Source organism: Microbacterium hydrocarbonoxydans (assembly GCF_011752045.1).
GTDB lineage: Bacteria > Actinomycetota > Actinomycetes > Actinomycetales > Microbacteriaceae > Microbacterium.
The window spans coordinates 1,261,329-1,287,084 of sequence record NZ_JAAKXW010000001.1; the positions used below are offsets into that span (position 1 = coordinate 1,261,329).

Genomic DNA, 25,756 nt, shown 5'->3' on the forward strand with positions numbered 1-25,756 from the left:
CGGGGTGTCAGAGCGTCTGGTGGGTCGTGCGTGACCGACCGCGGAACTCCGCGACGGTGTCACCGGTCTCGTCGACGACGGTCACGTCGTAGATGCCGGAGCGCCCGGAACGGGAGCGGCGGACGGCGGTGGCGGTGAGGACCTGCCCCGCCGCCGTGGCCTTGAGAAAGGAGATGTCGGCGCCGGCGGCGACCGTGACGCGGTCATCCTCGTTACAGGCGATCGCGAAGGCGGTGTCGGCGAGGGCGAACACCATCCCGCCGTGGGTGATGCCGAAGCCGTTCGTCATGTCGTCACGCACTCGCATCGACACGACCGCATGGCCGGGGTCATCCCGTTCGACGACCAGTCCCAGAGCGGCCGAGGCGCGATCGCGCTGCATCATGGCGCGGTTCAGGCGGACAGCATCCGCCGCCTCCGTCGTGGGTCCCGTCATCGTCGACCTCCTCGTCGCTCGTCGGCGACGTCACGGCGCCGACGAGCAACATACTAACCGAACGCTCGGTCGGTAAAAAGAGGGGACCGTCAGTTGCCTCGAAGGCTCGGGTCAGTCCGTGAAGCGGAGCCCGCGCCACGCGGTCGCATCCTCCACCGTGATGCCGACAATGGTGGCCTGCGGATCGCCCGCATCACGGTCCGTGCGGAATCGCAGCAGGCGACCGTCGCGATCGGGTACCGCGTACCAGTGATCTGCCGAGGAGATGACCCTGACCGTGGTGCCACCAGGGTACGCCGCAACCGCTGCAGAGACTGGATCACCGACACGGATGCCATCGGCAGCGGGCAGTCCCGCCCCGTCCTGCGGATCGGGGAGCGACGAACGGTCGCTCCCGACGGTGACGCCGAGCACCGCGCCGCCGCCCTCGACCGGGAACACAAGCATCGAACCCGCTCCGCCGGGCTCCTCCAGGGTCCACCATCCCCCTGCGAACTCGGGCGGCGTCGCCGACACCCCAGCGGCCGCCACCGCGGTCTCGACGGGCTCTCCGAGCCGCACGGGGCCCACGCCTGCGACCGTGATCGCCCACTCGCTCCAGGGCTTCGAGGCATCCCCCGCCGGCAGGTCCTCCACCACGGGCGGCATCGCCGTCAGCTTCTCGAGCAGCGCCGAGTGCGCCTCATCGGCGCGCGCGGCCAGCAGATCCGCTGCCGCCTCGGCGTCGAAGGACTGGTCTCCGTCGAACGGCTGCCACAGCGTCACGAGCACGTTCCCCGCCGAGGCGTAGGCGCTGAACTGCCGCCAGTCATGACCGGCGTTCGTGTCGACCAGGGTCCCGGCGATCGCACGAGCGTGATCGTCCCCGTCGGCGATCACCGCGTCGAACGTGACGGCCCCTTCCTTGTCGAACTGCTCGCACTGCTCAGCTGCTGCCGTCAGCTGATCCATCCGCTCCTCGACATGAGCCTCGTCGGGGAACTGCAGCACAAGCAGGCGTCCGAGGCGCTGCTCGGAGTCGCTCTGGCTCTTCCACTCGACAACGCGCGCGGCGACGCTGCCCAGCGACTGCTCCGCGTAGAGCACGTCGCAGATCGCGGGAGTCGCGGGCGCCCCGCCGCCGTCGGAGACCATCGTCAGCGCCGACGATGTCGCGATCTCCGTCGCGTCCGGGATCAGACCGGTGATCTCCTCGGGCGTCGGCAGGAACAGCTCGAGCTCGTCTCCGATGAACGCCGCAGGGCCGCTGTACGGCTCCGGGGCGGGCGCCTCGATCGGCGTGAGCGTCGGCGTCGCCTCCGGCGTCGGAGTGCAGGCGGCCAGAGCCAGCAGCACCCCCGCGGCCCCCGTCGCGAGCAGCATCCTCGATCGTGTGAAACCGGCCATCTCGAGCCCTCCGTGTCCTCGCGTCGATCCTTCGACGCCCCCTGATCGCGATGCTAGGGGCTGGGGCATCTCCCGCGGAATGACCGCACACATGTCGAGATCAGAATGAGACCCATCCCATGCCGCACCGCGCATATGCCCCCGCGTTCAGCCTCGCAGGGCGAGCACGAACGGCAGCACCTCCGTCGCCCCCGCCTGGCGGAGAGCCCGCGCAGCGATCGTCAGCGTCCAGCGGCTGTCGGCCTGATCGTCGACGAGCAGCACGGGCCCGTCCGGCACCGCCAGGCCATCAGAACTGAACCGCTCCCAGAGCCCTGCGATGCGGAACGCGCTGTTCCCGCCGGGTTGTCCGCTGGGGCCGCCACCCAGATGGGCGAGCTCGCCGAGATACGGCAGCCGGCCGATCTCCGCGATGCCGCGAGCGAGGGAATCGACCAGGAGCGGACGCGAACGGGAGGGCACCGCCACCACGGCGACGGGTCGCTGCGCCCAGCCCCAGCCTGCGAGCACCCGCACGCAGGCCGTGAGCAGCTGCGGCGGCACGGGACGGTCGGGCGCTCCGGCGGCGAAGAGCTCGCGCAGCGTGCCGCCCCAGCCGAGATCGGTGAGACGGGCCAGCGCCCGCCCTTCGGCAGCCTGCTCCTCGGGCGGGATGCGTCCCCTGACCGGAACGCCGAGCCGGTCGGCCCCGGTGGGCCAGGCCCGACGAGCCTCGAGCGGCACGCCGACCCTGTCGAGGGACTCCGCGGCCGTCGCCGTCGCGGTCTCATCGATGTCGCGGGGGAACCATGCGCCCGCGCAGTTGTCGCAGCGCCCGCACGGCACCGCGGTGTCGTCGTCGAGGGAGCGCTGCAGGAACTCCATGCGGCAGCCGCCGGTCGTCTCGTAGTCGATCATGCTCTGCTGCTCAGCGACGCGCTCGGCGGCGATCCGCGAGTAGCGCTCCTCGTCGTAGACCCACGGCTCTCCCGTCGCGACCCACCCGCCCTGCACGCGCCGCACGGCGCCGTCGACGTCGAGCACCTTCAGCAGCAGCTCGAGCGGCGTGCGCCGGATGTCCACCATCGCCTCCAGCGCGGGAGTCGACACCGGCCGGTCACCGAGGGCGGCGATCACCCGCTCCGCGCGCTCCCGGTCGGGCATCGACGCCGTCGCGAAGTAGTGCCAGATGTCGCGATCCTCGACGCCTGGCAGCAGCAGCACGTCGGCGCTGTCGCTGGCTCGCCCGGCACGCCCGACCTGCTGATAGTAGGCCACCGGCGACGACGGCGCACCGAGGTGCAGCACGAACCCGAGGTCGGGCTTGTCGAAGCCCATGCCCAGCGCGCTCGTCGCGACGAGGGCCTTCACCTCGTTGCGCTTGAGCATCCCCTCGGACTCCTCGCGCTCGTCGGCATCCGTCTGGCCCGTGTACGCGCGCACCTCGTGGCCGTGCTCGCGGAGCAGCCGGGCGGTGTCGACGGCGGCCGCCACGGTCAGCGTGTAGATGATCCCCGAGCCGGGCAGGTCGTCCAGGTGGCTGAGGAGCCAGGCCAGCCGGCTGGCGGAGTCCGGCATCCGCAGCACGCCGAGCCGCAGCGAGGCGCGGGCGAGCGGGCCTCGGATGGTGAGGACGCCGGCGTCCGCTCCCCCGGTCCCCAGCTGCTCGGCGACGTCGGCGACGACCCGGCTGTTCGCGGTCGCCGTCGTGGCCAGCACCGGCACCTGCGGGGGCATCTGGGCGATGAGGTCCCGCAGCCGCCGGTAGTCCGGGCGGAAGTCGTGCCCCCAGTCGCTGATGCAGTGCGCCTCGTCGACCACGAGCATCCCGATCCGCCGGACCAGTGCGGGCAGCTGCTCCTCGCGGAACGCAGGGTTGTTCAGGCGCTCCGGCGAGACGAGGAGCACGTCGACCTCGTCGCGGTCCAGCTGCGCGAGCACATCCTGCCACTCGTGCGCGTTCGTGGAGTTGATCGCGACGGCCCGGACGCCCGCCCTCTCAGCGGCGGCGATCTGGTCGCGCATGAGCGCCAGCAGCGGCGACACGAGCACCGTCGGCCCCGCACCCTGGCGCCGCAGCAGCAGGGTGGCCACGAAGTACACGGCCGACTTGCCCCAGCCGGTGCGCTGGACGACGAGGGCACGGCGGCGACCCCCGACGAGCGCGTCGACGGCCTCGTACTGCCCGTCGTGGAACTCCGCGTCCGGCCGGCCGGTCAGGTCGCGGAGAGCGGCGAGCGCCGCGAGGCGCCGGTCGTCTTCGGGGGCAGGAGAGGTCATCCCTCCACTCTGCCCGACGCCATTGACGTTGGAGGGCCCGACGCCACTGACGTCGGAGGGCCCGGCTCATCTACCGTGGGTGGATGATCACGCGCGAACTCGCCGTCGCCCTGAGGGACGCCGGACTCGTCTGGCATCCGGCCGAGGGGGATCGCTTCCAGCTCGACCTCCCCGAGGAGGTCGAGCTCGAAGCCGAGGCCGACGTCTTCACCGTCAGCGAGATGACGATCGAGGCTCGGCAGACGCCCAGCGGCACCGACCTCGCGTTCAACGGCACCACGGAGTGGGCGCTGGACGCCGTCACGCTGGCGGACGCCGTATGGCTTCCCCGGGAGGATCAGCTGCGCGATCTCCTGCGCGGCACGTTCCGTTCGCTGGTGCGCCTCGACGACACGTTCCGGGTGGAGATCGCCATCGCAGACGAGATCCTCGGCTTCGAGCATCCCGACCCGTCGGAGGCCTACGGGCGCGCGCTCCTCGCGCTCATGGCGCGCTCTCGCTGACCGGCGCCTTGTGGGGCGGCGGCCCCGTGTGTCAGAATTACCTAACGATCGGTCAGTAAAGATCACCGGATGCTGAGGAGTCGATGATGACAAGCCCCGCAGACCTCTCCCTGGTGGAAGGCGAGCTCTCGGAGGAGGAGCGTCTCTTCGACGAGCTCATCGCGAACGAGCAGCGCATCGAGCCGCGCGACTGGATGCCCGACGCCTACCGAAAGACGCTGATCCGCCAGATCAGTCAGCACGCGCACTCCGAGATCATCGGCATGCAGCCCGAGGGCAACTGGATCACCCGGGCCCCGAGCCTCAAGCGCAAGGCCATCCTGATGGCCAAGGTGCAGGACGAGGCCGGTCACGGTCTCTACCTCTACTCCGCCGCGCAGACCCTCGGCATCACCCGCGACGAGATGATGGACCAGCTCATCTCCGGCAGGGCGAAGTACTCGTCGATCTTCAACTACCCGACCCCGACCTGGGCCGACATGGGCGCGATCGGCTGGCTCGTCGATGGCGCCGCCATCTGCAACCAGGTGCCGCTCTGCCGCGCCTCCTACGGACCGTACGGACGGGCGATGGTCCGCATCTGCAAGGAGGAGTCGTTCCACCAGCGCCAGGGCTTCGAGATCCTCCTCACGCTCATGCAGGGCACGGAGGAGCAGAGGAGCATGGCGCAGGATGCCGTGGACCGCTGGTACTGGCCGGCGCTCGCCATGTTCGGCCCTCCGGACGACCAGTCCCCCAACTCCGCGCAGTCGATGAAGTGGAAGATCAAGCGCTTCTCGAACGATGAGCTGCGCCAGCGCTTCGTCGGGATGCTCGTGCCGCAGGCCGAGATCCTCGGCGTCACCCTGCCCGACCCCGAACTGGCCTGGAACGAGGAGCTCCAGCGGTACGACATGGGCGAGATCGACTGGGACGAGTTCTTCGCGGTCGTCCGCGGCGAGGGGCCGTGCAACGCGGAGCGCCTGGAGCGGCGGCGCACCGCCCACGAAGAAGGCGCGTGGGTGCGGGAGGCCGCGGCCGAGTACGCCCGCAAGCAGGCGCTCCGCGCGGAAGGTGCGGTGGCCTGATGGCGACTCCCGGCGCCGACGAGCGCGAGCCCTGGCCCCTCTGGGAGGTCTTCGTGCGCGCCAATCGCGGACTCAGCCACGTGCATGCCGGGTCGCTGCACGCTCCGGATGCCGAGATGGCGATCCGCAACGCGCGCGACCTGTACACGCGCCGCGGAGAGGGCGTGTCCATCTGGGTCGTGCCCGCGGACGCGATCACGACGAGCGACCCCGACGCCAAGGGCGCCTACTTCGAGAGCCCGGCGGGCAAGAACTACCGCCACGCGGTGTACTACACCGCGTCGGAGGGGGTGCCGCACCTGTGAGCGACGACATCCACGGCGACGTCACCGTCGACGAGATCCAGCTGAGCCAGGAGCTGTCCGGCACCGGCGCCGCCGCAGCCTCGGCGGACATCGCCGAGTACGCGCTGTGGCTGGGCGACGACGCGCTCATCCTCTCCCAGCAGCTCGGCGCCTGGATCTCCCGCGCACCCGAGCTCGAGGAGGACGTCGCCCTCGGCAACATCGCCCTCGACCTCCTCGGGCACGCCCGCTCCTTCCTGCACTACGCGGGCTCGTACGACGGGCGCACCGAGGACGACCTCGCCTACTTCCGCGACGAGCCGGAATTCCGCAGCGCCTGGATCGTGGAGCAGCCGAACGGCGACTTCGCGCAGACGATCGCCCGCCAGTTCATCGTGTCGACGTACATGTTCGAGCTCTACTCCGCGCTGCGGGCGAGCTCCGACGAGACCTTCGCGGCGATCGCGGAGAAGGCCCTCAAGGAGGTCGACTACCACCGCGACCACGCCGTGCAGTGGGTGCTGCGGCTCGCCGGCGGCACCGAGGAGTCGCGCAGCCGGATCGTCCGCGCCCTCGGGGACATGTGGCCGTACGCCGATGAGCTGTTCCGCGACGATCCCCTGATCGAGCGGCTCGGGGATGCCGCGGTCGCGCCCTCGACGCTGCGCGCCGGCTTCGACGCCGTCGTCGACACCGTCTTCGCTGAGGCCGAGCTGACCGTCCCCGCGGTCTCCGCCTCCTCGGCGGGCGGACGGCACGGCTCCCATTCGACCCCGCTGGGACACCTTCTCTCCGAGATGCAGGTGCTCGCCCGCCGTCACCCCGGAGCGACATGGTGAGCACGCTCACGAGGACCGACGCCTGGAGGGTCGCCGCCGCGGTGGCCGATCCGGAGGTCCCCGTGCTCACGATCGAGGACCTCGGCGTCCTGCGCGCGGTCGAGGTCGACGGCGACGCCGTCCGCGTGGACATCACCCCCACCTACAGCGGCTGCCCGGCGATGGACACGATCCGCGACGACGTCGTCCTCGCCCTCACCGCCGCCGGCTGGGCGCAGGTCGACGTCCGGCTCGTCCTCTCCCCCGCCTGGACCACGGACTGGATGTCGGATGCCGGCAAGCGCAAGCTCGCCGAGTACGGCATCGCCCCTCCGTCCGGCCGTGCCGCCGTGCCGGGCGGCCCGATCCGTCTCGCGCTGAGCGTCCGCTGCCCCCGGTGCGGGTCCCTCGACACCCGCGAGGTGTCGCGCTTCGGCTCCACCTCCTGCAAGGCGCTCTACGAGTGCCGCGCGTGCCTCGAGCCCTTCGACCACTTCAAGGTGCACTGATGTCCCTGTTCCAGACGACGCACGCCGCCGCACCGGCATCCGCTCCCCCGCCGGCTCATTCCGGGGGGCCCGAAACGCCACGCAAGCGCGCCCGGTTCCACTCGCTGACCGTCGAAGACGTGCGGCCGCTCACCGAGGACGCGGTCGAGGTCACCTTCACCGTGCCGGCCGAGCTGGCCGACGACTACGATCACCTCCCCGGCCAGTACGTGGCCCTGCGCACCACTCTCGACGGCACCGAGATCCGCAGGTCGTACTCCCTGTGCCGCGCTCCCGAGCATCGCACACCCGAGCAGATCGCAGCGGGGATACCCACCCGCCTCAGCGTCGCGGTGAAGCGCGACGAGGGCGGCCTGTTCTCGACGTGGGCGCAGACCGGCCTGCACCCTGGCTTCCGGATCGACGTGATGAGCCCGCAGGGCACCTTCACCTCCGGCCTGGACGACCTCGACCACCGGCACATCGTCGGCATCGCCGCAGGCTCCGGCATCACCCCGCTGATGGCGCTCGCGCACACCGTGCTGAGCCGCTCCGGCACCGCGCGGTTCACCCTGCTGTACACGAACCGCTCCACGCTCGACGTGATGTTCCTGGAGGACCTCGCCGACCTCAAGGACCGCTACCCCACCCGGCTCACCCTGCATCATGTGCTCTCGCGCGAGCAGCGCACGGCGCCGGTGCTCTCCGGGCGGATCGATGAGGAGAAGCTGCGCACCATCCTCGACGTGCTCATCGACCCCGCCGACGTGGACGAGTGGTTCCTGTGCGGCCCGCTGTCGCTCGTCGACCTGTGCCGCGAGACGCTGGCCGACGTCGGCGTCCCCCGGGAGCACATCCGCTTCGAGCTGTTCACGACCGGCGACGAGCCTCTGCGCACGGCGCGGCCCGTGCAGGTGAAGGCCGGTCAGAAGACGTTCCGCATCGAGGTCAACCTCGACGGGGTCTCGTCCACGGTGGAGAGTCCGGTCGACGCGCACGAGTCGGTGCTCAACGCCGCGCTGCGCGTGCGCCCCGACGCGCCCTTCGCCTGCGCCGGCGGGGTGTGCGGGACCTGCCGGGCCCGCGTGCTCGAGGGCAGCGTCACGATGACCGAGAACTACGCGCTGGAGCCGGACGAGCTCGAGCGCGGCTACGTGCTGACCTGCCAGTCCCATCCGACCAGCGACCGCGTCGTGGTCGACTACGACGTCTGAGGAGCATCCGATGATCGATCTCTCCATCGCGAACGATGTGGCCACGATCCGCCTGAATGCGCCGGCGAAGCTGAACGCCCTCGACGAGCAGGCGCTGCACGGACTCGACGCGGCCTACCGGGAGGCGGAGACGGCCGGCGTGCGCGCGCTGGTGCTCCGCGGCGAGGGGCGGGCCTTCTGCGCCGGTCGTGACATCTCGGACGTCGACCCCCAGGACGACGACGTGATGGGCTACCTCGGCGGCATCGTCACGCCGCTGCTGCAGCGCATGTCGCGCTTCCCCGCGCCGACGTTCGCGGTCGCCCACGGCGCCTGCCTCGGGGTGGGCCTCGGGCTGCTGATCGCCACCGACGTCGTCTACGTCGCGGAGTCCGCGAAGATCGGCTCCCCGTTCGCCGCGCTCGGGGCCACGCTCGACTCCGGAGGGCACTCGCTGTTCCTGGAGCGCCTCGGCGCCCACAAGACGCTGGACCTCGTCTACACCGGCCGGCTCATGAGCGGCACGGAGGCGGTGGAGTCCGGGTTGTTCTCCCGCGTCTTCCCCGATGACGAGGTCGTCCAGGCGACGACGGATGCCGCGGAGGCGGCTGCCCGCGGAGCCACGGCGGCGTTCCGGGCGAGCAAGGAGCTGATCGCCCGGATCCGCGACGAGCGCCTCGCGCTGTGGGATGCGGTCGACATCGAGAACGCCGCCCAGGCGATGCTCTGCGACACCGACGACTACCACGAGGGCTTCGCCGCCTTCCAGCAGAAGCGCCGCCCCGAGTTCCACGGGCACTGAGCGCCGGCCTTCCGGCGGCAGGCGCCCCTGACGGATGTCGGATGCCGGTGGCAGAATGCGGGCATGGAGCTCGCTGAGGTCGTCACCACCGCCGACGAGGTCGCGGCCACCGGATCACGGCTCGCGAAGATCGACGCACTCGCCCGGCTGCTGGAGCGCGCGGAGGCCGCCGAGATCGCACCGCTGATCGGGCTGCTCCTCGCCGCTCCCCGGCAGGGGCGTCTCGGCGTGGGCTGGCGCAGCGTCGCCTCGCTCGAGGTCTCGCACGCCGCCGATCCGACCCTGACGATCGGGCAGGTCGATGACACGCTCGACGCGCTGGCCGCGACGTCCGGCTCCGGCTCGGCGGCGGTGCGCACGGAGCTTCTGCTCGGCCTCGCCTCCCGCTGCACCGCCGGCGAGTGGGACTTCCTCGCCCGCTCGATGCTGGGCGAGCTGCGCACCGGCGCGCTCGCCGGGGTTCTGCTCGACGCGGTCGCCCGCGCCTCCGGCCGCGCACCGGCGGCCGTGCGACGGGCCGCGATGCTCTCCGGCGACCTCGGCGAGACCGCCGTGCTCGCACTCACCGGCACCCCTGAGGAGCTCGACGCCGTCGGCCTGATGGTCGGGCGCCCCGTGCTCCCCATGCTCGCCGCGACCGCTGCGACGGCGACAGCGGCGCTGGAGATCACCGGAACGGCGTCCGTCGAGTACAAGCTCGACGGCGCGCGCATCCAGGTGCACCGTCACGGCGACGAGGTCGGCGTGTACACGCGCAGCCTCGCCGACATCACGCACCGGGTGCCCGAGATCGTCGAGGTCGTCCGCGCGCTGCCCGCGCGCGACCTCATCCTCGACGGCGAGACGCTCTCTCTCGACGAGGACGGCGGGCCCCGCCCCTTCCAGGAGACGATGTCGCGCTTCGGCGCCGACGTCTCACGGGAACTCGTGCTGCGCCCCTGGTTCTTCGACGTGCTGCACGTCGACGGCCGCGACCTCATCGACGAGCCGCTCTCGACCCGTCTTGCCGAGCTCGAGCGGGTCGCCGGCGAGTGGCGAATGCCCGGGATCGTCACCGACGACGCGGATGCCGCTGAGCGGCTGTCGCGCGAGGCCCTCGCCGCAGGCCACGAGGGCGTGCTGGTGAAGGCCGTCGACTCCGCCTACACGGCAGGGCGCCGCGGGAAGTCGTGGGTCAAGGTGAAGCCGGTGCTGACCTACGACCTCGTCGTGCTCGGCGCCGAATGGGGCTCGGGACGGCGGCGCGGGTGGCTGTCGAATCTGCACCTGGGCGCGCGCGACCCCGACGGCGAGTTCGGTGAGCCGGGTGGATACGTGATGGTCGGCAAGACCTTCAAGGGCCTCACCGACGAGCTGCTCCGCTGGCAGACCGAGACGTTCCCCGAGTTCGAGACGAGCCGCTCCGCCTACGCCGTGATGCTCCGCCCCGAGATCGTCGTCGAGATCGCGATCGACGGAGTGCAGCGGTCACCCCGCTACCCCGGCGGGATCGCGCTCCGCTTCGCCCGCGTGAAGGGCTACCGCCCTGACAAGACCGCCGCCGAGGCCGACACGATCCAGACCCTGCGCGCGCTGCTGCGCGGCTGAGCGCCGGCGCCACGTTCCGCACCGGTCGACACGGCCTCTCCGCGGGGTCGGCGCGGGTCCGCGCGGTGCCCCCGGCATCCGCCTCTCCGCGACCGCGTCCGCCTCCGCCTCCGCCGGTGCGAAGAATCGGAGTTCCGGGCGGACACATCGTCTGACGGCGCGTGCGTGGCGTGTCGCAATCCAGTTCCGGCTTTCGCACGCGCACGACACCCGCAACCGGCCGTCGTGCCTTGTCTCGCCTCTCCTCCGAACTTCGCATCTCTGCGATATTTACGAATTTTCTTGCTTTCTTCGATATTTCGTGACAACCTCGCATCTGTCAGCCCGCTGCGCTGACTGACGCAAAGGGGCGAGTCGCGCGGACGCGCACCCCGCATCTGGAGGAGCCGAATGAAGATCGCGAACCACGACGGCCGGAGCCTGCTGGTCATCGACGAGCACCACGGAATCGACATCGCCGAAGCGAGTGACGGCCGGTTCGGACCGGCGCCGGAATCGGTGCTGCAGAGCTGGGACGAATTCGCCGCCTGGGCGCGGGCCCTGAATGTCGAGGGCTCGCACGCGATTCCCCTCGAGCGCGCACGGCTCGGCAGCCCGTCACCGGCGCCCCGGCAGATCATCGCCGTCGGCCTGAACTACAGCGCACATGCGGCGGAGTCAGGGTTCGACGTCCCCGATCAACTGCCGCCCACGTTCACGAAGTTCGTATCCTCGATCACCGGTCCCGACACCGACGTGCGACTCCCCCACAACGGCCACACCGACTGGGAGGTGGAACTCGTCGTCATCATCGGCCGCGAGGGGCACCGCATCGCTGAGGCGGATGCGTGGGACCATGTCGCCGGTCTCGCGGCGGGGCAGGACATCTCCGAGCGCATCTCACAGTTGCAGGGCCCTGCTCCACAGTTCTCCCTGGGCAAGTCGTTCCCAGGATTCGCCCCGATCGGCCCCTGGCTGGTCACTCCGGACGAGTTCGAGAACCGCGACGACCTCGCTCTCGGATGCTCGATCGACGGGGAGACCGTGCAGGAGGGCCGCACGCGCGACCTCATCTTCCCCGTCGCTTCGCTCATCGCACGCCTCTCCGCCACGATCACCCTCCTGCCGGGAGACGTCATCTTCACGGGGACTCCTGCCGGAGTTGGCGTGGGCCGCTCGCCCCAGCGGTTCCTACAGCCCGAGGAGCGGCTCCGCACCTGGGTCGAGGGGATCGGCGAGCTGAACCAGCACTTCATCGCCTCCGACGACCAGCCCGGCTCGAACCTCTCCTGAAAGGCGTCCCTCATGACCGGAACCGGACTCATCTCCTCCCTGGGCTATGTGTCGATGCGGACGACCGACCTCGACGCCGTGATCCGCAACGCCACCGACATCCTCGGACTCCACGAGGTGGAGACCACACGGCAGAAGAGCTTCCTCAGCGCGCAGGCGAATCACCACGAGATCGTCTACTCCCGCAGCGACGAGAACTCCGTCGACCACATCGGCCTTGTGGCCCAGACCCGGCAAGCCTTCGAACAGATCCGCGAGAACGTCGCTCGCGGCGGCTACCGGATCGTCTCGGAGCAGCCCATCGAGGACCACATCGACGAGGGCTTCGCGGTCGTCGGACCGGAGGGCTTCACCTGGCAGGTGTACCTCGAGCGGTCCGCCTACAGCATGGTGAAACTCGGGGGCTTCGGGCCCGACCGCTTCGGACACGTGAACGTGCAGGTCGTCGACGCCCTCGCGATGCGTGACTTCCTCGTCGACGTGTTCGGCTTCCGCGTCTCCGACCAGATCGGCGACGATGCGGCGTTCTTCCTCCGTTGCAACAACGACCACCACGGGGTCGCCGTCTTCAAGAGCACCAGGGCAGCGATGCACCACCACGCCTGGCAGACCCAGAGCATCGTCGACCTCGGCCGGCTCGGCGACCGGCTCGCCCGCACGGGATCCCGCCTGGCCTGGGGTCCGGTCCGGCACGGCGCCGGAGACAACATCGCCGTCTACTACGTGGAGCCGACCGGAGCCGTCATCGAGCTCTACACCGATCTCGAGCTCATCTTCGATCCCGAGCGCCAGATCCGCCACTGGCAGGAGGACGATCTGTACTGGATCAACCAGTGGGACGGCCAGGTGCCCGACGGCATCCTGGACCACGGCGTGCCCCCGACGGCGCGATGATCCGATCGAGCCTCTCAGCACGACGAAGCGAAGGAGAACTGCATGAACGACACGCCTGAGGCCGCGCGGTCCGCGGGGACGAAGACGCGTGCAGGTGCGCCGGAGACCGTGATCAGCGTGAAGGGCCTCACCCACTGGTTCCCCTCCGCGCGCTCGACGCACATCGCTCTCGACTCGATCTCGCTCGACATCCGACGCGGCGAGTTCGTGTGCCTCGTAGGCCCCAGCGGATGCGGGAAGACGACCCTGCTGAACATGATCTCCGGGCAGCTGAAACCGCACTGGGGCTCGGTCGACGTGACCACCTCCCAGCCGGCATCCTCGGCCATCGGGTACATGTTCGCGCGGGACTCGCTGATGCCCTGGCGCACGATCCGGAGCAACGTCGCCTATGGGCTGGAGTTGCGCCACGTCCCGCGTGCCTCCCGACTCGCCCGGGCCGACGAGATGCTGCACCTCGTCGGCCTGGGCGGGAAGGGGCACATGCACCCCTCCCAGCTCTCGCACGGCATGCGCCAGCGCGCGAACCTCGCCCGCACGCTCGCGATGGATCCCGAGCTTCTTCTCGTCGACGAACCGTTCGGCGCCCTCGACGCCCAGACCAAGGCCCGCCTGCAGGGCGAGTTCCTGCGCATCTGGGAAGGGACCGGCAAGACCGTCGTGTTCGTCACTCACGATCTCGGGGAGGCCGCGCTCATGGCGGATCGCATCGTGATGATGCGCGAGGGCACGATCCGCAAGGACATCGCCGTGGAGTTCCCGCGTCCCCGGAACCTGGATGCTCTCCGCTTCGAGCCTGAGTATCAAGAGCTCGTCCGCTCCCTGTGGGATCTGTTCGCCGAAGGAGAAGAATGATGTCTCTGACCAGCATCACCGGCAGCAGTGCTGCCCGCGACGACGCGGCGCTGAACGGAGCCATTGCCACCTCCGCGATCATGACCGTTCGAAACAGGCGCGGGAAGAGCATCCTGGTCCGCGTGCTGCAGGCTCTCAGCCTGGTCGCGTTCCTCGCGATCTGGGAGTGGTTCGCCGCGGCCGGCATCCTCAATCCGCTCTTCTTCTCCCGCCCGAGCGCGATCGGAAGCTTCTTCATCGCGAATTTCAGCGGGCTGATGGCGGATGCCGGCGTGACGCTGCGGGCAACGCTGCTCGGCTTCGCCATCGGCAGCATCGCGGGTGTGGCCGCCGCGTTCGCCATCACCGCCGTGCCGATGCTCGACCGGGTGCTGCAACCGTGGATCTCCGTGCTGATGAGCATCCCCCGCGTCGCCCTGGCACCGCTGTTCCTGCTGTGGTTCGGCATCACCGAGATGTCGAAGGTCGCGCTCGCCGTGTCGATCGTCTTCTTCATGGTGCTGGTCTCGACGGCAGCCGGCACGAAGTCGGTTCCACCCGATCTCATCTCGCTCGGGCAGGCCTTCCACGCCTCACCGTGGCAGCGCTTCCGCACGATCCTGCTCCCGGCCTGCGTCCCGGCGATCTTCGCCGGCCTCCGCCTCGGCGTCGTCACCTCGATCCTCGGCGTCGTCTCATCGGAGATGGTGGCCTCGAGCAGCGGGCTCGGACAGAAGGTCGTCCTCTACGGACAGAACTTCAATTCTGCCGGCGTCTTCGCCGTTCTTGCGCTTCTCGCCGTGATCACCACGACCATGAACGGCGTCGTGGCCTGGACCGAACACACCCTGCTGCGCTGGCAGCGGGTCTGACCCCTGTCGTACTCCGGCATCCCGTCCCACACCCGAATCCCACCCAGCCGTCGACGCCGACGGCTCATGACAGACCCATGGAAGGAACCGCAATGAAGAGGTATACCCGCGCAAGCCTGGCAGCGCTCGGAGCACTCGCCCTGGTCGGCAGCCTCGCCGCCTGCAACCCGGCCGTCTCCGGACCGGCGCAGCCGTCCGAGGCCGCGCCGGATGACACGTCCGAACCGATCACCATCAACTACAGCGCTCCGGTCGCCGGCGCCCTGCCGTTCCTCCCCGTCGACGTGGCCATCGCCAAGGGCTACTTCGAGGACGAGGGCATCGAGTTGAATGTCGTGCAGACCTCCGCGCAGGCCATGCCTGCCGCGCTCGCGGGGAACCAGCTCGACATGTCCGCCGACGTCGTCTACAACATCGGCCGCTACCTGCAGAGCGGGGTCGAGGTGCAGTTCGTCTCCGGACTGAACGAGAACGTCGACTTCACCCTCCTCGCGGCCAAGGGATTCGACATCCCCGAGGCCGAGGGCGCCGACGGATGGAAGACCTCCTTCGAAGCCCTCCGGGGGCAGTCCATCGGGGTCGCTGCCAAGGCAGGTCCCATCGGCCTCACTGTGACACAGCTCATGAGCGAGGCCGGCGTTCAGCCCGGCGAGTACACGCTCATCGACACCCCGGGCCCCGCTGCGGGCAATGCTCTCGCCGCCGGCCAGGTCGCCGCGGTCATCTCCGGCGGAGGTTTCGATCTGCCGCTGGTGGAGAACGGGCTCGCGGACCGCGTGTTCCGCCTCGACGCCGGGATCCCGCACATCTTCGGGGAGCAGTCGAACGCGGCGCTGTTCATGACGGCCCAGGCGATCGCTGCGAAGCCCGGGGCAGCCGAGCGAGTGCAGAAGGCGATCGAGAAGGCCGTGGCCTTCATCCAGGACCCGGCGAACCTCGAGGAGGTCGTGACGATCGCGACCGCGGGCGGCACCCCCGAGAGCAAGGAGCTCGCCGACCGGATCTCGGAGTACTCGTACAACGCGACCCTGTCGCTGGCGGGCCTCGAGTCCGGCTTCGACTGGGCCGAGACCGCCGGAATCACCGACTCGGTGATCGACGCGAAGGCGACCATCGCCGAGGACGTGGCAGCCGAATGAGCGAGAGCACTGCTCCGGCGGCCCTGTCGGAGGCGCAGCGTGCCGTGCACGACGCGATCGTCGGCGGCCCCCGGGGCAGTGCGTCGCCGTTCCCGATCACGAACCCCGACGGCTCGCTCGTCGGCCCGTTCGGGCTGATGGTCCGATTCCCGGCTCTGGGCGACCCGCTGCAGGCCCTGGGAGCAGCGCTCCGTTATCGGACGCGGATGAGCGCCCGTATCCGCGAGATCGTGATCCTCACCGTCGCACGGATGGCGGACTCGGCGTTCGAACGCTACGCGCACACGGCGGTGGCGCAGAGCCTCGGCATCTCCGACCACGAGATCACCGCTCTGCTCACGGGACGCTTCGCCTCGGACGATCCGCAGGAATCCGGGGCTGCTCGGTTCGCCGAGGCTCTGATGGAGAACTCGCACGCGCCGTCACAGGACTTCGGCCTGGATGGTGAGCTGATCGCCGAGGTCGTCACGACGGTGGGCTACTACCGTCTGCTGGCACAGCTGATGGGACAGTTCGAGGTCGCAGCACCCGGAGAGATCGATGCCTGACCAGTCAGGAAGCGCCGTCGAGGTATCTGGCGGTCATCCTGATGTGCTCGCCGAGAAGCTCCGGTCCTCGGGCGAGGTCACGCCCGGTCGCCGCGTCGCGAAGCGCGAGGTGCTCGGCGTCCCGGCGAACCTCATCGGCTTCGGTCATCGCACTGACCGAAGCCGACCGATACAGCTCAGCGGCATCTCTCAGCGACATGGCCACCGCGACGAGCCGGCTGTTCGGGCAACCCGCCAGCAGGACCTCGTGGAAATCGCGATGAGCCGTGACCCAGGCGTCCTTGTTCCGCTCCCCGTCGGTGTCCCGCTCGACACGGTGCAGTCGATGGTACGCGCCGATCACATCGCTCTCCCATTCGACGCTGCCATGCATGATCGCACTGCGGAACGCCTCGCACTCGACGACCAGCCGGGTGTCGATCAACTCATGCAGGTCCTTCTCGGAGACCGCGGCCACGCGGAATCCGAGCTGCGGCTCCGCCACGACGAGGCCCTCCGAGGTGAGCCGGATCAGGGCTTCGCGGACGACGCCGACGCTCGCCTGCAGGCGACTCGCGATCTCGGCCAACGGCAGCTTGGATCCGGGCACCAGGCCGCCGGAGAGGATCTCGCCTCGCAGCTGGGCCTGAACGGGTTCGACTCGAGTCTTCGCTGTGCGCACGTCGCCAGTATTTCAAAGATTGGTGAAGTTTTGGAATCTTCTCGTGCGCGTGCCGCCGAAGACGTGCCGAAGGCATCGCGGCCGGAGTCGATCGAACTCACACGATCCGACGGCACGGCGCTGCCGGTGGAGCACTACCCGAGCAGTTCACCGGGCGCCCCGGTCGTCGTCTATCTGCATGGCGGCGGCTGGGTCACCGGAAGCCGCCTGGACCACCCGGAACGTCTCGCCGCGCTGGCCGCCCGCGGCGTCTCGGTCCTCTCCGTGGGATACCGGAAGGCCGATCATGGCCCCTTCCCCTCTCAGCGGCACGATGTGGAATACGCCATCGATGCACTCGCGCCCTCTGCCACCGGCCTGTTCCTGATGGGGGCCTCCGCGGGGGCCCACCTGGCAGCGTTGATCGGCTACACCAGCACACGCTCGTTCGACGGAGTCATCGGGCTCTTCGGCAGGTACGACCTGACCGCCGCCGGCGACGAGCTGCGTCCGGCACCGGGACTCGCCGTCCCGGATGAGATCCTCCGCGCGGGGACGGCCCCGGGCTTCGCGGGCCTCGACGCGCGCTCACGCCTGGCACTGCTCGCTGGCGTGCCGCGCTCTTCGCTCGACGAAGACACGCTGAGGGCTCTCAGCCCGGCTGCGATCATCACCTCTTCCGCGCCGGCGACGCTGCTCCTGCACGGAACCGGAGACGCCATCGTGGATCACGCCCATTCCGAACGGTTGGCCCGACGAGCCGCAGAAGTCGGCGTCCCGTGCCGTCTGGTACTCGTTCCCGGCGCCAACCACGAGGACCCTGTCTTTGCGGAACCGGAGGCGATCGACGAGATCGTCCGATTCGTGACATCGTTCACACCAGCAGTTGAGGAGAACCATGAGTGAGATGGACGCCGACGTCATCGTCGTCGGAGCGGGCCCCTCGGGTCTGACGACGGCAGCCGAACTGGCCGCGCAGGGAGCACGCGTGATCGTGCTCGAGCGACGCACCGCGCCGGTGCAGTCTAGGGCGGGGACCGTGCTCCCCCGGGTGCTCGAGCTGCTGGACTACCGCGGCCACGCGGAGCGCTTCATCGGGCGTGCCGCCGCGATCCGGAAGAATCCGTTCCTGCTTTTCCACATCTGGGCCGGGATGCAGCCGGTGCACTGGCGTCTGCTGGACACCGAGTTCCCCTACCGACTGATCCTGCCGCAGAGCGTGACCGAGGAGGTGCTCGATGAGATCGTCTCCGAGGCGTCGGTGCCGGTGCACCGCGGGCAGACCGTTGTGGCGCTGAGCCAGGATGCCGACAGCGCTTCCGTCACGTCGGAGGACGAGCACGGCACTCGGCGCACCTGGACGGCCCGGTACGTCGTCGGCGCGGACGGCGGACGAAGCGCGGTGCGCAGGCTCGCCGGAATCCCTTTCGAAGGGCACGACGGAACGTTCACCGGGATCATCGTCGACCTGCCGCTCGACATGAAATGGCCGGCAGGGCGCGGAATGGCGGACAACGAACACGGCTGGGGCGCCTCTTTCCCCTTCGGCACCGACGGCACCACCACTCGCTTCAACCTGGTCCACGCCGAGCGCCGGTACGCCGACAAGTCCGAGCCGGTCTCGGTCGACGAGGTCCGTTCCTGCATCCGTGACATCTTCGGGCTGGATCTCGAGTTCGATCACCTGTTGTGGGCGTCGCGGTTCACGGACGCGATGCGGGTCGCCGGGAGCCTGCGCGCCGATCGGGTTTTCCTGGTCGGCGAGAGCGCGCGCATCCACTACCCCGCCAGCGGGGTCGGGATGAACTTCTGCATCCAGGACGCCTTCGATCTGGGGTGGAAGCTCGGCCGCGTCGTCAGCGGAGCTTCGCCCGCTTCGATTCTGGACTCCTATGAGGCCGACCGCCGCCCCGTGATCGAGGGGCTGCTGGAGAGCGTGAAGGCGCAGTGCGCGATCCAGTTCGACTTCAGCGCCGAGGGCATCGCGTTCCGGCGGATGTTCGCCAGAGACATCCTGCCGCTGGAGAGCGCCAACCGCGAGATCGGCCTGCAGCTCAACGGCTTGAGCACGGCGTACACGACAGCGCGTGCCGGCGCCGAAGGGGCGGGGCGCCCGGTTCCCCCTCTGATCCTCCGCACGGCCGAGGGTCAGTTCAGCAGCGCGCAGCTGCTCCGCGAGGGCGAACTGCTCCTCTTCGATCTCACGGGCGATGGCACGTTCGAGGACCTGGAGGCTCCAGGGCTGAAGATCATCAGCGGTGTGCTCCCGAACCCGCCGGAGCAGTGGCGGACCCTGACCGCCGCCCTCGTGCGTCCGGACGGCTTCGTGCACTGGACGACGACCGAGCGGAACGTCGACGACGCGACGGTGCGCGACGTCCTCGCCGACTGGGTCGAGCTCCCGTGAGCGATCAGGCACCTGCGACGACCATCATCCGCGGTGCGACCGTGGTGACGATGGATGCGCAGCGCGGTGTGCTTCGGGGCGCTGACATCGTGATCCGGGATGGACTCATCGCGGACGTCGTCGACGGCACATCGTCTGAGGAGGGCGAGTCGATCGACGGCACGGAATGGATCGTGATCCCGGGGTTCGTCGACACTCATCGGCACACCTGGCAGAGCGCGATCAGGCACACCTATGGCGACGTGGATCCGCTGTCGTACTTCCGCGAGGTGCTCGCCGGTGCCGGCACGCACTATCTCCCGCAAGACGTGTATGCGGGAACGCTGCTCGGATCGGTCTCGGCGCTGAGCGCCGGCACGACGACGCTGCTCGATTGGGCGCACATCCAGAACTCCCCCGCCCATGCGGATGCCGGAATCGATGCGCTGAGGGATGCCGGCATCCGGGCGGTCTACGGCCACGGCTGGCCGCTGACGTCGACCGGCGAATGGACGAACGACAGCGCGCTGCGACATCCGCGTGACGTCGAACGGCTGACCCGGACGACCGCCGGCTCCCCGCTGCTGCACGTCGCACTCGCGGCGCGCGGCCCGGAAATGGCCTCGGCCGACGTCTGGCGCGACGAGGTCGCACTCGCGCGCGAGCTCGGCATCCGGATCAGCGTGCACGTGGGCGCCTACCGCCACAATGCGGCCGCCAGGGCGGTCGCGCAGTACCACCGTGCCGGACTCCTCGCCGACGACATGACGTTCGTGCACTGCTCGAACACGTCGACGGATGAGCTGTCGATGATCGCCGATGCCGGCGCCACCGTCTCGCTCGGCGTGCACTGCGAGCTCAATGCCATGGGGATCGGAGACATCCCGCTGGACCGTCTCCTCTCGGTGGGCATCCGGCCGAGCCTCAGCGGCGACACCGAGACGAAGTGCTCCGGCGACATGTTCACGCAGATGCGGGCGCTGTTCGGCTATTACCGCTCGTGGGTGGGAGGCGGCCACAGCGGCGTGCCGGGCCCGCACGAGCTGACGCTGCACGACGTGCTGGAGTTCGCGACCCTTCGCGGCGCGCACGCCGTCGGCCTGGGTCACCACATCGGGTCGATAACACCCGGAAAGGCGGCAGACCTGGTCTGCATCCGCGCGACCGACCTCAACATCGCCCCGGTTTCGGACCCTGTCGCCACCGTCGTCCTCGGCGCGCACGAAGGCAACGTCGACACCGTCTTCGTCGCCGGTCGACGCATGAAGAGCGGCGGGCGGATGCTCCACGCGGACGCCGGGCGCATCGTCGACGCTGCCCGGACCTCGCAGAACCGGCTCGCTTCCCTCGGTGTGGGCCGCTGAGCCGGAACGCTCAGGCCGAGGGCGCCAGGCCGAGGTCCTCTTCGCGGACCGTGCCCTGGAACGACCACGGGAAGTTGATCCAGAGCGACGTGTCCTTCCAGGCGTAGTCGGGCTGGATGATCGTCGAGGGCTTGGTGTAGATGGTCACCGAGCGCACGTCCGCGCCCTTCTCCTTCAGGAGCGCCACCGCGAGAGCGAGCGTGCGCCCCGAGTCGGCGACGTCGTCGACGAGCAGCACCCGACGGCCGTCGAGGTACGCCATGTCCAGCTCCGGCGGCAGCACCTCGGGGGCGTCGAGCACGGTGCCGATGCCCGTGTAGAACTCGACGTTGATCGCGCCGCAGTTCTTGGCGCCGAGTCCGTATGCGATGGCGCCGGCCGGCAGCAGACCGCCGCGAGCGATCGCGACCACCACCTCCGGTTCGAAGCCGCTCGCGAGGATCGTGCGGGCGAGGTCTCGCGTCGCGATCCCGAAACCGTCCCAGGTGAGCGTCTCGCGCTCGTTCGATGCATCAGTCACCGGCCCATTCTCTCGCATCAGCGGATGCCGGCGGCATGCCGATCCGCCCGATGGGGTACAAACGAAGGAACGCCCGCCGCCGCATCCGAGGTCACCATGTGCCGTCTCTTCGCCTTCATCGCCCCCGAACGATCGACGGTCCGCCGTGAACTCGACGATGCGGGGATGGAGAGCCTGGTGTCGCTCGCCCGCCTGCACGGGGACGGCTGGGGCTGGGCCGGTGTCGAATCGCTCGGCGACAGCCCGGTCGTGCGCAAGTCGGCCCAGTCCGCCATCGACGACCCGCGGTTCGAGGAGGCGATGACCACTCCGGCGCACGCCGCGATGGTGCACCTGCGCTGGGCGACCTCCGGCATCGTGATCGCCGACCGCAACGCGCATCCGTTCCTCGAGGGCGATGTCGCCTTCGAGCACAACGGCGCGCTGAAGCCGATCGACGATCTGCGCGCGCTGCTGTCGCCTGAGGTGCGCGCGGGCCTCCACGGCGAGACCGACAGCGAGATGTACTTCGCCCTGATCCGCGAGCAGCTCGCCCTCGGCCTGCCGCTCCTGGACGCGACCGTGCATGTCGTGCGCCGGCTCCGCGAGGTGTTCCCCCTCGCGAGCCTCAACGCGATCCTGCTGGACCGCGAGCAGATGGTCGTCGTGCGGGCGAGCGCGCACAGCATCCTGTCCGAGCGCAGCCTCGGCGAGATCGCCCTGCATCCGCACCTGCCCGACGACCACAACGAGGACTACTTCGCGCTGCGCTGGAAGCGGCATGACGACGGCACGATCATCATCGGGTCGACCGGGGTCGCCGAGTTCGACTGGGAGCCGCTGCCGGCCGAGTCCGTCACCGCGATCCGTCTCGCCGACCGCACCGGGACGACCGTGTCGCTGCATCCCGAGGGCGCGCAGCTCAGCTCAGCCGAGTGAGCTCCACCGACACGAACAGCTCCGATCCGCTGGGGCCGGCGTACACGCCGCGCAGGGGTGCGACGTCGCCGTAGTCGCGCCCGTGTCCGACGTACACATGCGACGCCCCGATCTCCACGAGGTTCGTCGGGTCGTAGCCGCGCCACTCCCCCGAGTACCACTCCACCCAGGCGTGCGACTCGCCGATCACGGGCTGCCCGATCGGCGCAGTCGGATCCGGGTGCAGATACCCCGACACGTACCGGGCGGGGATGCCCGCTGCGCGCAGCACCCCGAGCGCGACGTGCGCGATGTCCTGGCAGACGCCGGAGCGGGTCGGCCAGGCATCCCTCGCCGTGGAGTTGACGCCGGTGACCCCGCGTCGGTACTCCATCGCCTCGCCCACGGCTCGGCAGATCTCGAGCGCGGTCTCATCCACCCCCTCGCCCTCCGCCTCGATGCGCAGCGCGAGATCCGTCATCTCCTCGTCCGGGTCGGTGGCCGGCGTCTGCTCCAGGCACTCCGTCAGGGCCAGCGACAGCGGGATCCGGGCCCGCAGGCCGTCCCAGTCGAGCGCGGGGCCGGACGGACCGGCGGGTCGCAGGTCGACGACGCTCGTCGCGGTGACGGTCAGCGCCTCGTGCGGGGTGAGCACTTCGAAGGTCGACACCCTCGTGTCCCAGTAGTCCGTGTACGAATGCTGCGTCGCGGGCGGGGAGATCTCGAGCGAGGACTGCAGCACGAACTGCCCGTCGCGGGAGTGCGGCAGCATCCGCGCCTCGTTGTACGACGCCGTGGCCGGGCGCTCGTACCGGAATCCGGTCCGGTGGACGATCTTCAGGCGGCTCACAGCGCCTCCCCGATCCACACCGGCATCGCGATCGACGGGAAATACCTCTCGCGGATCGCGTCGCTCGCCATCGACACCCCCACCTGGACCTCCTCCATGCTCTCGGACAGCCGGTGCACGATGTCCGCGACCGGCCGGTACTCGAGTTCCGAGCGCATCCGCCCGAGCACCCGGCTCGCACGATCGGGCGCGCCGAAGACGCCGGCCCGGTCGATGCCGCGCAGGCACTCCTCCGCCTGCAGGACGCTGGAGAGCACCGATCGCGGGAAGAGGCGGTCGACGAGCAGGAACTCGACGGCGGATGCCGCTGTCGGCACGGCCCGGTGGCTGCGTAGGTGCGCCTCGTAGGCTCCGCAGCTGCGCAGCAGGGTCGTCCAGCTCGGGCCGCCCGCCTCGGTGAGGGAGCGGGTCGCCAGGAGTCGCGCGGTCATGTCCGCCCGCTCGATCGCGCGGCCGAGGGAGAAGAACTGCCACGCCTCGTCGCGGCTCGTCGACGACTCGACGACGCCGAAGGCGAGGGCGGCGCGATCGCGCACCCAGCGGAAGAACGGATGCGTCTTGTCCGAGGCGATTCGCCGCGGCATCCGGGCGTTGGACTCGTTGAGCGTCTCCCACAGGTCCGTGGAGATGATCTCCCTCGCCCGCCGGGCGTTCTCGCGCGCCGAGGCGATCGAGTGGGCGATGGATGCCGGATGCTCGCGGTCCAGCGCGAGCATCCGCACCACGTCGTCGCGGCCCAGGGCGGTCTCGGCATCCGCTGTCGTCCCCATCACCGACAGCAGCGCCCGGCACGCGGTGTCCTCGTCGACCCAGGGGTCCTCGAGCAGCAGCTGCAGGTGGACGTCGAGGATGCGCGCCGTGCCGTCGGAGCGCTCGACATAGCGGCCGATCCAGAACAGCGCCTCGGCGATGCGGCTCAGCATGGCGCCTCCTTCTGCTGTTGCTGCTGTTGCTGCTGTTGCTGCTGCTGGTGGTGCCGGAGGGTGAGGTCCTCGTCCTGCGGGGATGAGAGGAACGGCGTGTGCGGCTCCTCCCTCGGGGCCGAGATGATCCCGATCGCCCCGGTGGCGAGCGAGACCTCGTCGGAGGCGGCATCCGGAGCCCCCACGATCGTCGCCGTCGGCGCGGTCACCAGCGAGGCGTCGAGCACCCAGGTGTCCTTGGAGCCGCCGCCCTGGCTGGAGTTGACGACGAGCTGACCCTCCGGCAGCGCGACGCGGGTGAGTCCGCCCGGGAGGACCCAGACGCTCTCGCCGTCGTTGACCGCGAACGGACGCAGATCCACGTGACGGGGCCGGAACCCGTCCTCGACGAGCGTGGGGATCGTGGAGAGCTGCACCACCGGCTGCGCGATCCAGCCGCGCGGGTCGGCCAGAAGCGTTCGACGGAGGTCCTCGAGCGTCTCTTTCGAGGCGTCAGGGCCCACGACCAGTCCCTTGCCGCCGGAGCCGTCGACGGGCTTCACCACGAGTTCGTCCAGCCGGTCCAGCACCTCCTCGAGCGCCGCCGGCTCCTCCAGCCGCCAGGTATCGACGTTGGGCAGGATCGGGTCCTCGCCGAGGTAATAGCGGATGAGGTCGGGGACGTACGTGTACACGAGCTTGTCGTCGGCGACGCCGTTGCCGACGGCGTTCGCGATCGTCACGTTCCCGAGCCGCGCGGCCAGCATGAGCCCCGGGGCCCCGAGCACGGAGTCGGGGCGGAAGTGCTGCGGGTCGAGGAACTCGTCGTCCACCCGGCGGTAGATCACGTCGACCCGGGTCGGACCGGCGGTGGTGTGCATCCACACGCGCCCGCCGGAGCAGAACAGGTCGCGCCCCTCGACGAGCTCCACGCCCATCATCCGCGCGAGCAGCGTGTGCTCGTAATAGGCGGAGTTGAAGACGCCGGGGGTCAGCACCACGACCGTCGGGTCGTCCACGCCCTGGGGTGCGGCCGCCCTGAGAGCCTGCAGCAGGCGGCTCGGATAGTCGACGACCGGACGCACCCGGAGGCTCGTGAACAGCTCCGGCAGCGTCTGGGCCATCACACGCCGGTTCGCCAGCACGTAGCTCACGCCGCTGGGCACGCGGACGTTGTCCTCCAGCACCCGCCACGCGCCCTTCTCGTCGCGGATCACGTCGATGCCTGCGACGTGGATGCGCACGCCGTTCGCGCCCACGATGCCCGCCGCCTGCCGGTGGAAGTGCGAGGAGGAGCTGATCAGCGAGGCCGGGATCAGCCCGTCGCGCACCGCGAACTGCGGGCCGTACACGTCGGCGAGGAAGGCCTCGAGAGCCCGGACGCGCTGCTTCACCCCCGACTCGACGTAGGCCCAGTCGTCGGCCGCGAGGACCCGCGGCACGACGTCCAGCGGGAAGGGCCGCTCCTCCCCCGCGAAGTCGAAGGTGACTCCCTGCGCGAGGTAGGAGCTCGCCAGAGCATCCGTCCGAGCCCGCAGCTCGGCATCGTCCATGCCGGACAGCGCGGGATACAGATCCCGGTACGGGCCCCGCACCTCCTCGCCGGGAACCGCTTCGAGGGGGAACATCTCGTCCCAGGGCGGTGGTGCGTCCCGTGCCGGCGTGCGGCGGGTGGTGTATCCGGTGAACAGCGACTCCATGACGGAATGCTGTCCTGCTCCGGTTTCCGTCAGGTTACGAGTCTGCGTCGGTGCCGAGACAGTCCGGCGCGCGGTAGAATCCTGCTGTCCGGCCTTGACGCGGCCGGTGCCTGAA

26 protein-coding genes and 1 pseudogene are annotated in these 25,756 nt (G+C 69.9%); 18 read left to right on the forward strand and 9 right to left on the reverse strand.

From position 1 onward, the window contains the following. Positions 1-7: 7 nt before the first annotated feature. The 3 genes from paaI to G6G98_RS05980 all read right to left on the reverse strand — a co-directional run bounded on the left by paaI (position 8) and on the right by G6G98_RS05980 (position 4,081). Positions 8-436 carry a hydroxyphenylacetyl-CoA thioesterase PaaI gene (gene paaI / locus G6G98_RS05970; protein ID WP_067349898.1) on the reverse strand — a complete coding sequence of 143 codons (429 nt, stop codon included), beginning with the start codon at positions 434-436 and terminating at the stop codon, positions 8-10. A gap of 111 nt (positions 437-547) precedes the next feature. Further along, a complete protein-coding gene (locus G6G98_RS05975; protein WP_164233235.1) occupies positions 548-1,798 on the reverse strand; it encodes a hypothetical protein in 1,251 nt (416 codons plus the stop codon). Positions 1,799-1,969: 171 nt separating this feature from the next. Further along, the gene (locus G6G98_RS05980; RefSeq protein WP_164233233.1) at positions 1,970-4,081 is read right to left on the reverse strand and encodes a RecQ family ATP-dependent DNA helicase; all 2,112 of its coding nucleotides are present in this window, start codon (positions 4,079-4,081) and stop codon (positions 1,970-1,972) included. 83 nt (positions 4,082-4,164) lie between these two features. Between G6G98_RS05980 and G6G98_RS05985 the strand changes: the two genes are divergently transcribed. The 14 genes from G6G98_RS05985 (at position 4,165) to G6G98_RS06050 (ending at position 16,382) form a co-directional block, all read left to right on the forward strand. Further along, the gene (locus G6G98_RS05985; protein WP_067349889.1) at positions 4,165-4,584 is read left to right on the forward strand and encodes a pilus assembly protein CpaE; all 420 of its coding nucleotides are present in this window, start codon (positions 4,165-4,167) and stop codon (positions 4,582-4,584) included. 86 nt (positions 4,585-4,670) lie between these two features. Continuing rightward, positions 4,671-5,651 (forward strand): 1,2-phenylacetyl-CoA epoxidase subunit PaaA, encoded by a 981-nt coding sequence (gene paaA / locus G6G98_RS05990; protein ID WP_067349886.1) that lies wholly within the window; start codon positions 4,671-4,673, stop codon positions 5,649-5,651. After that, the gene (paaB, locus tag G6G98_RS05995) at positions 5,651-5,956 is read left to right on the forward strand and encodes a 1,2-phenylacetyl-CoA epoxidase subunit PaaB (RefSeq protein WP_067349883.1); all 306 of its coding nucleotides are present in this window, start codon (positions 5,651-5,653) and stop codon (positions 5,954-5,956) included. Before paaA ends, paaB begins: the two co-directional genes overlap by 1 nt. After that, on the forward strand, positions 5,953-6,774 hold the full coding sequence (gene paaC, locus G6G98_RS06000; RefSeq protein ID WP_164233230.1) for a 1,2-phenylacetyl-CoA epoxidase subunit PaaC: 822 nt from the start codon (positions 5,953-5,955) through the stop codon (positions 6,772-6,774). Before paaB ends, paaC begins: the two co-directional genes overlap by 4 nt. Further along, positions 6,768-7,262, forward strand: coding sequence for a 1,2-phenylacetyl-CoA epoxidase subunit PaaD (gene paaD, locus G6G98_RS06005; RefSeq protein ID WP_164233228.1), 495 nt, complete (start codon positions 6,768-6,770; stop codon positions 7,260-7,262). The genes paaC and paaD overlap by 7 nt, the downstream gene beginning before the upstream one ends. Further along, positions 7,262-8,455: a 1,2-phenylacetyl-CoA epoxidase subunit PaaE gene (gene paaE / locus G6G98_RS06010; RefSeq protein WP_164233226.1), complete on the forward strand. Its 1,194-nt coding sequence runs from the start codon at positions 7,262-7,264 to the stop codon at positions 8,453-8,455. The genes paaD and paaE overlap by 1 nt, the downstream gene beginning before the upstream one ends. Positions 8,456-8,465: 10 nt before the next feature. Then, positions 8,466-9,236, forward strand: coding sequence for an enoyl-CoA hydratase/isomerase family protein (locus G6G98_RS06015; RefSeq protein ID WP_164233225.1), 771 nt, complete (start codon positions 8,466-8,468; stop codon positions 9,234-9,236). A 63-nt stretch (positions 9,237-9,299) separates the two neighbouring features. Then, on the forward strand, positions 9,300-10,823 hold the full coding sequence (locus tag G6G98_RS06020; protein ID WP_067349870.1) for an ATP-dependent DNA ligase: 1,524 nt from the start codon (positions 9,300-9,302) through the stop codon (positions 10,821-10,823). Positions 10,824-11,213: 390 nt separating this feature from the next. Next, positions 11,214-12,095, forward strand: coding sequence for a fumarylacetoacetate hydrolase family protein (locus G6G98_RS06025; protein ID WP_067349868.1), 882 nt, complete (start codon positions 11,214-11,216; stop codon positions 12,093-12,095). A 12-nt stretch (positions 12,096-12,107) separates the two neighbouring features. After that, entirely contained in the window at positions 12,108-12,989 is an 882-nt protein-coding gene (locus G6G98_RS06030) for a VOC family protein (protein ID WP_067349865.1), read from the forward strand. A gap of 42 nt (positions 12,990-13,031) precedes the next feature. Further along, positions 13,032-13,844 carry an ABC transporter ATP-binding protein gene (locus G6G98_RS06035; protein ID WP_084788213.1) on the forward strand — a complete coding sequence of 271 codons (813 nt, stop codon included), beginning with the start codon at positions 13,032-13,034 and terminating at the stop codon, positions 13,842-13,844. Beyond that, the gene (locus G6G98_RS06040) at positions 13,841-14,695 is read left to right on the forward strand and encodes an ABC transporter permease (RefSeq protein WP_084788212.1); all 855 of its coding nucleotides are present in this window, start codon (positions 13,841-13,843) and stop codon (positions 14,693-14,695) included. Before G6G98_RS06035 ends, G6G98_RS06040 begins: the two co-directional genes overlap by 4 nt. Positions 14,696-14,787: 92 nt before the next feature. Then, positions 14,788-15,834 carry an ABC transporter substrate-binding protein gene (locus G6G98_RS06045; protein WP_067349863.1) on the forward strand — a complete coding sequence of 349 codons (1,047 nt, stop codon included), beginning with the start codon at positions 14,788-14,790 and terminating at the stop codon, positions 15,832-15,834. Beyond that, entirely contained in the window at positions 15,831-16,382 is a 552-nt protein-coding gene (locus G6G98_RS06050; protein WP_067349860.1) for a carboxymuconolactone decarboxylase family protein, read from the forward strand. The genes G6G98_RS06045 and G6G98_RS06050 overlap by 4 nt, the downstream gene beginning before the upstream one ends. Positions 16,383-16,386: 4 nt before the next feature. Here G6G98_RS06050 and G6G98_RS06055 read toward each other — a convergent pair whose 3' ends face one another. Next, positions 16,387-16,839, reverse strand: coding sequence for an FCD domain-containing protein (locus tag G6G98_RS06055; protein WP_243842017.1), 453 nt, complete (start codon positions 16,837-16,839; stop codon positions 16,387-16,389). 57 nt (positions 16,840-16,896) lie between these two features. Next, positions 16,897-17,043 (reverse strand): annotated as a pseudogene (locus G6G98_RS17280) (GntR family transcriptional regulator); the annotation flags it as partial. Between the two features lie 126 nt (positions 17,044-17,169). Between G6G98_RS17280 and G6G98_RS06060 the strand changes: the two are divergent. The 3 genes from G6G98_RS06060 to G6G98_RS06070 are packed head-to-tail and all read left to right on the forward strand — an operon-like array spanning position 17,170 to position 20,772. After that, the gene (locus G6G98_RS06060) at positions 17,170-17,928 is read left to right on the forward strand and encodes an alpha/beta hydrolase (protein WP_432207068.1); all 759 of its coding nucleotides are present in this window, start codon (positions 17,170-17,172) and stop codon (positions 17,926-17,928) included. Then, positions 17,921-19,429, forward strand: coding sequence for an FAD-dependent oxidoreductase (locus G6G98_RS06065; protein ID WP_208321430.1), 1,509 nt, complete (start codon positions 17,921-17,923; stop codon positions 19,427-19,429). The genes G6G98_RS06060 and G6G98_RS06065 overlap by 8 nt, the downstream gene beginning before the upstream one ends. Continuing rightward, complete coding sequence (locus G6G98_RS06070; protein WP_067349850.1) at positions 19,426-20,772, forward strand: amidohydrolase family protein; 1,347 nt, start codon at positions 19,426-19,428, stop codon at positions 20,770-20,772. Before G6G98_RS06065 ends, G6G98_RS06070 begins: the two co-directional genes overlap by 4 nt. 10 nt (positions 20,773-20,782) lie before the next feature. Here the strand turns inward: G6G98_RS06070 and G6G98_RS06075 are convergent, their stop codons facing one another. After that, complete coding sequence (locus G6G98_RS06075) at positions 20,783-21,292, reverse strand: phosphoribosyltransferase (RefSeq protein ID WP_243842019.1); 510 nt, start codon at positions 21,290-21,292, stop codon at positions 20,783-20,785. 96 nt (positions 21,293-21,388) lie between these two features. Here G6G98_RS06075 and G6G98_RS06080 point away from each other — a divergent pair, with 96 nt between their 5' ends. Continuing rightward, complete coding sequence (locus tag G6G98_RS06080; RefSeq protein WP_067349844.1) at positions 21,389-22,210, forward strand: class II glutamine amidotransferase; 822 nt, start codon at positions 21,389-21,391, stop codon at positions 22,208-22,210. On the opposite strand, the gene G6G98_RS06085 is transcribed toward G6G98_RS06080, so the two are convergent. The 3 genes from G6G98_RS06085 to G6G98_RS06095 are packed head-to-tail and all read right to left on the reverse strand — an operon-like array spanning position 22,194 to position 25,641. Next, complete coding sequence (locus G6G98_RS06085) at positions 22,194-23,039, reverse strand: transglutaminase family protein (RefSeq protein WP_067349842.1); 846 nt, start codon at positions 23,037-23,039, stop codon at positions 22,194-22,196. The genes G6G98_RS06080 and G6G98_RS06085 overlap by 17 nt on opposite strands. Further along, on the reverse strand, positions 23,036-23,962 hold the full coding sequence (locus G6G98_RS06090; RefSeq protein ID WP_067349839.1) for an alpha-E domain-containing protein: 927 nt from the start codon (positions 23,960-23,962) through the stop codon (positions 23,036-23,038). Before G6G98_RS06090 ends, G6G98_RS06085 begins: the two co-directional genes overlap by 4 nt. Beyond that, the gene (locus tag G6G98_RS06095; RefSeq protein ID WP_067349836.1) at positions 23,956-25,641 is read right to left on the reverse strand and encodes a circularly permuted type 2 ATP-grasp protein; all 1,686 of its coding nucleotides are present in this window, start codon (positions 25,639-25,641) and stop codon (positions 23,956-23,958) included. The genes G6G98_RS06090 and G6G98_RS06095 overlap by 7 nt, the downstream gene beginning before the upstream one ends. Positions 25,642-25,756 lie beyond the last annotated feature (115 nt).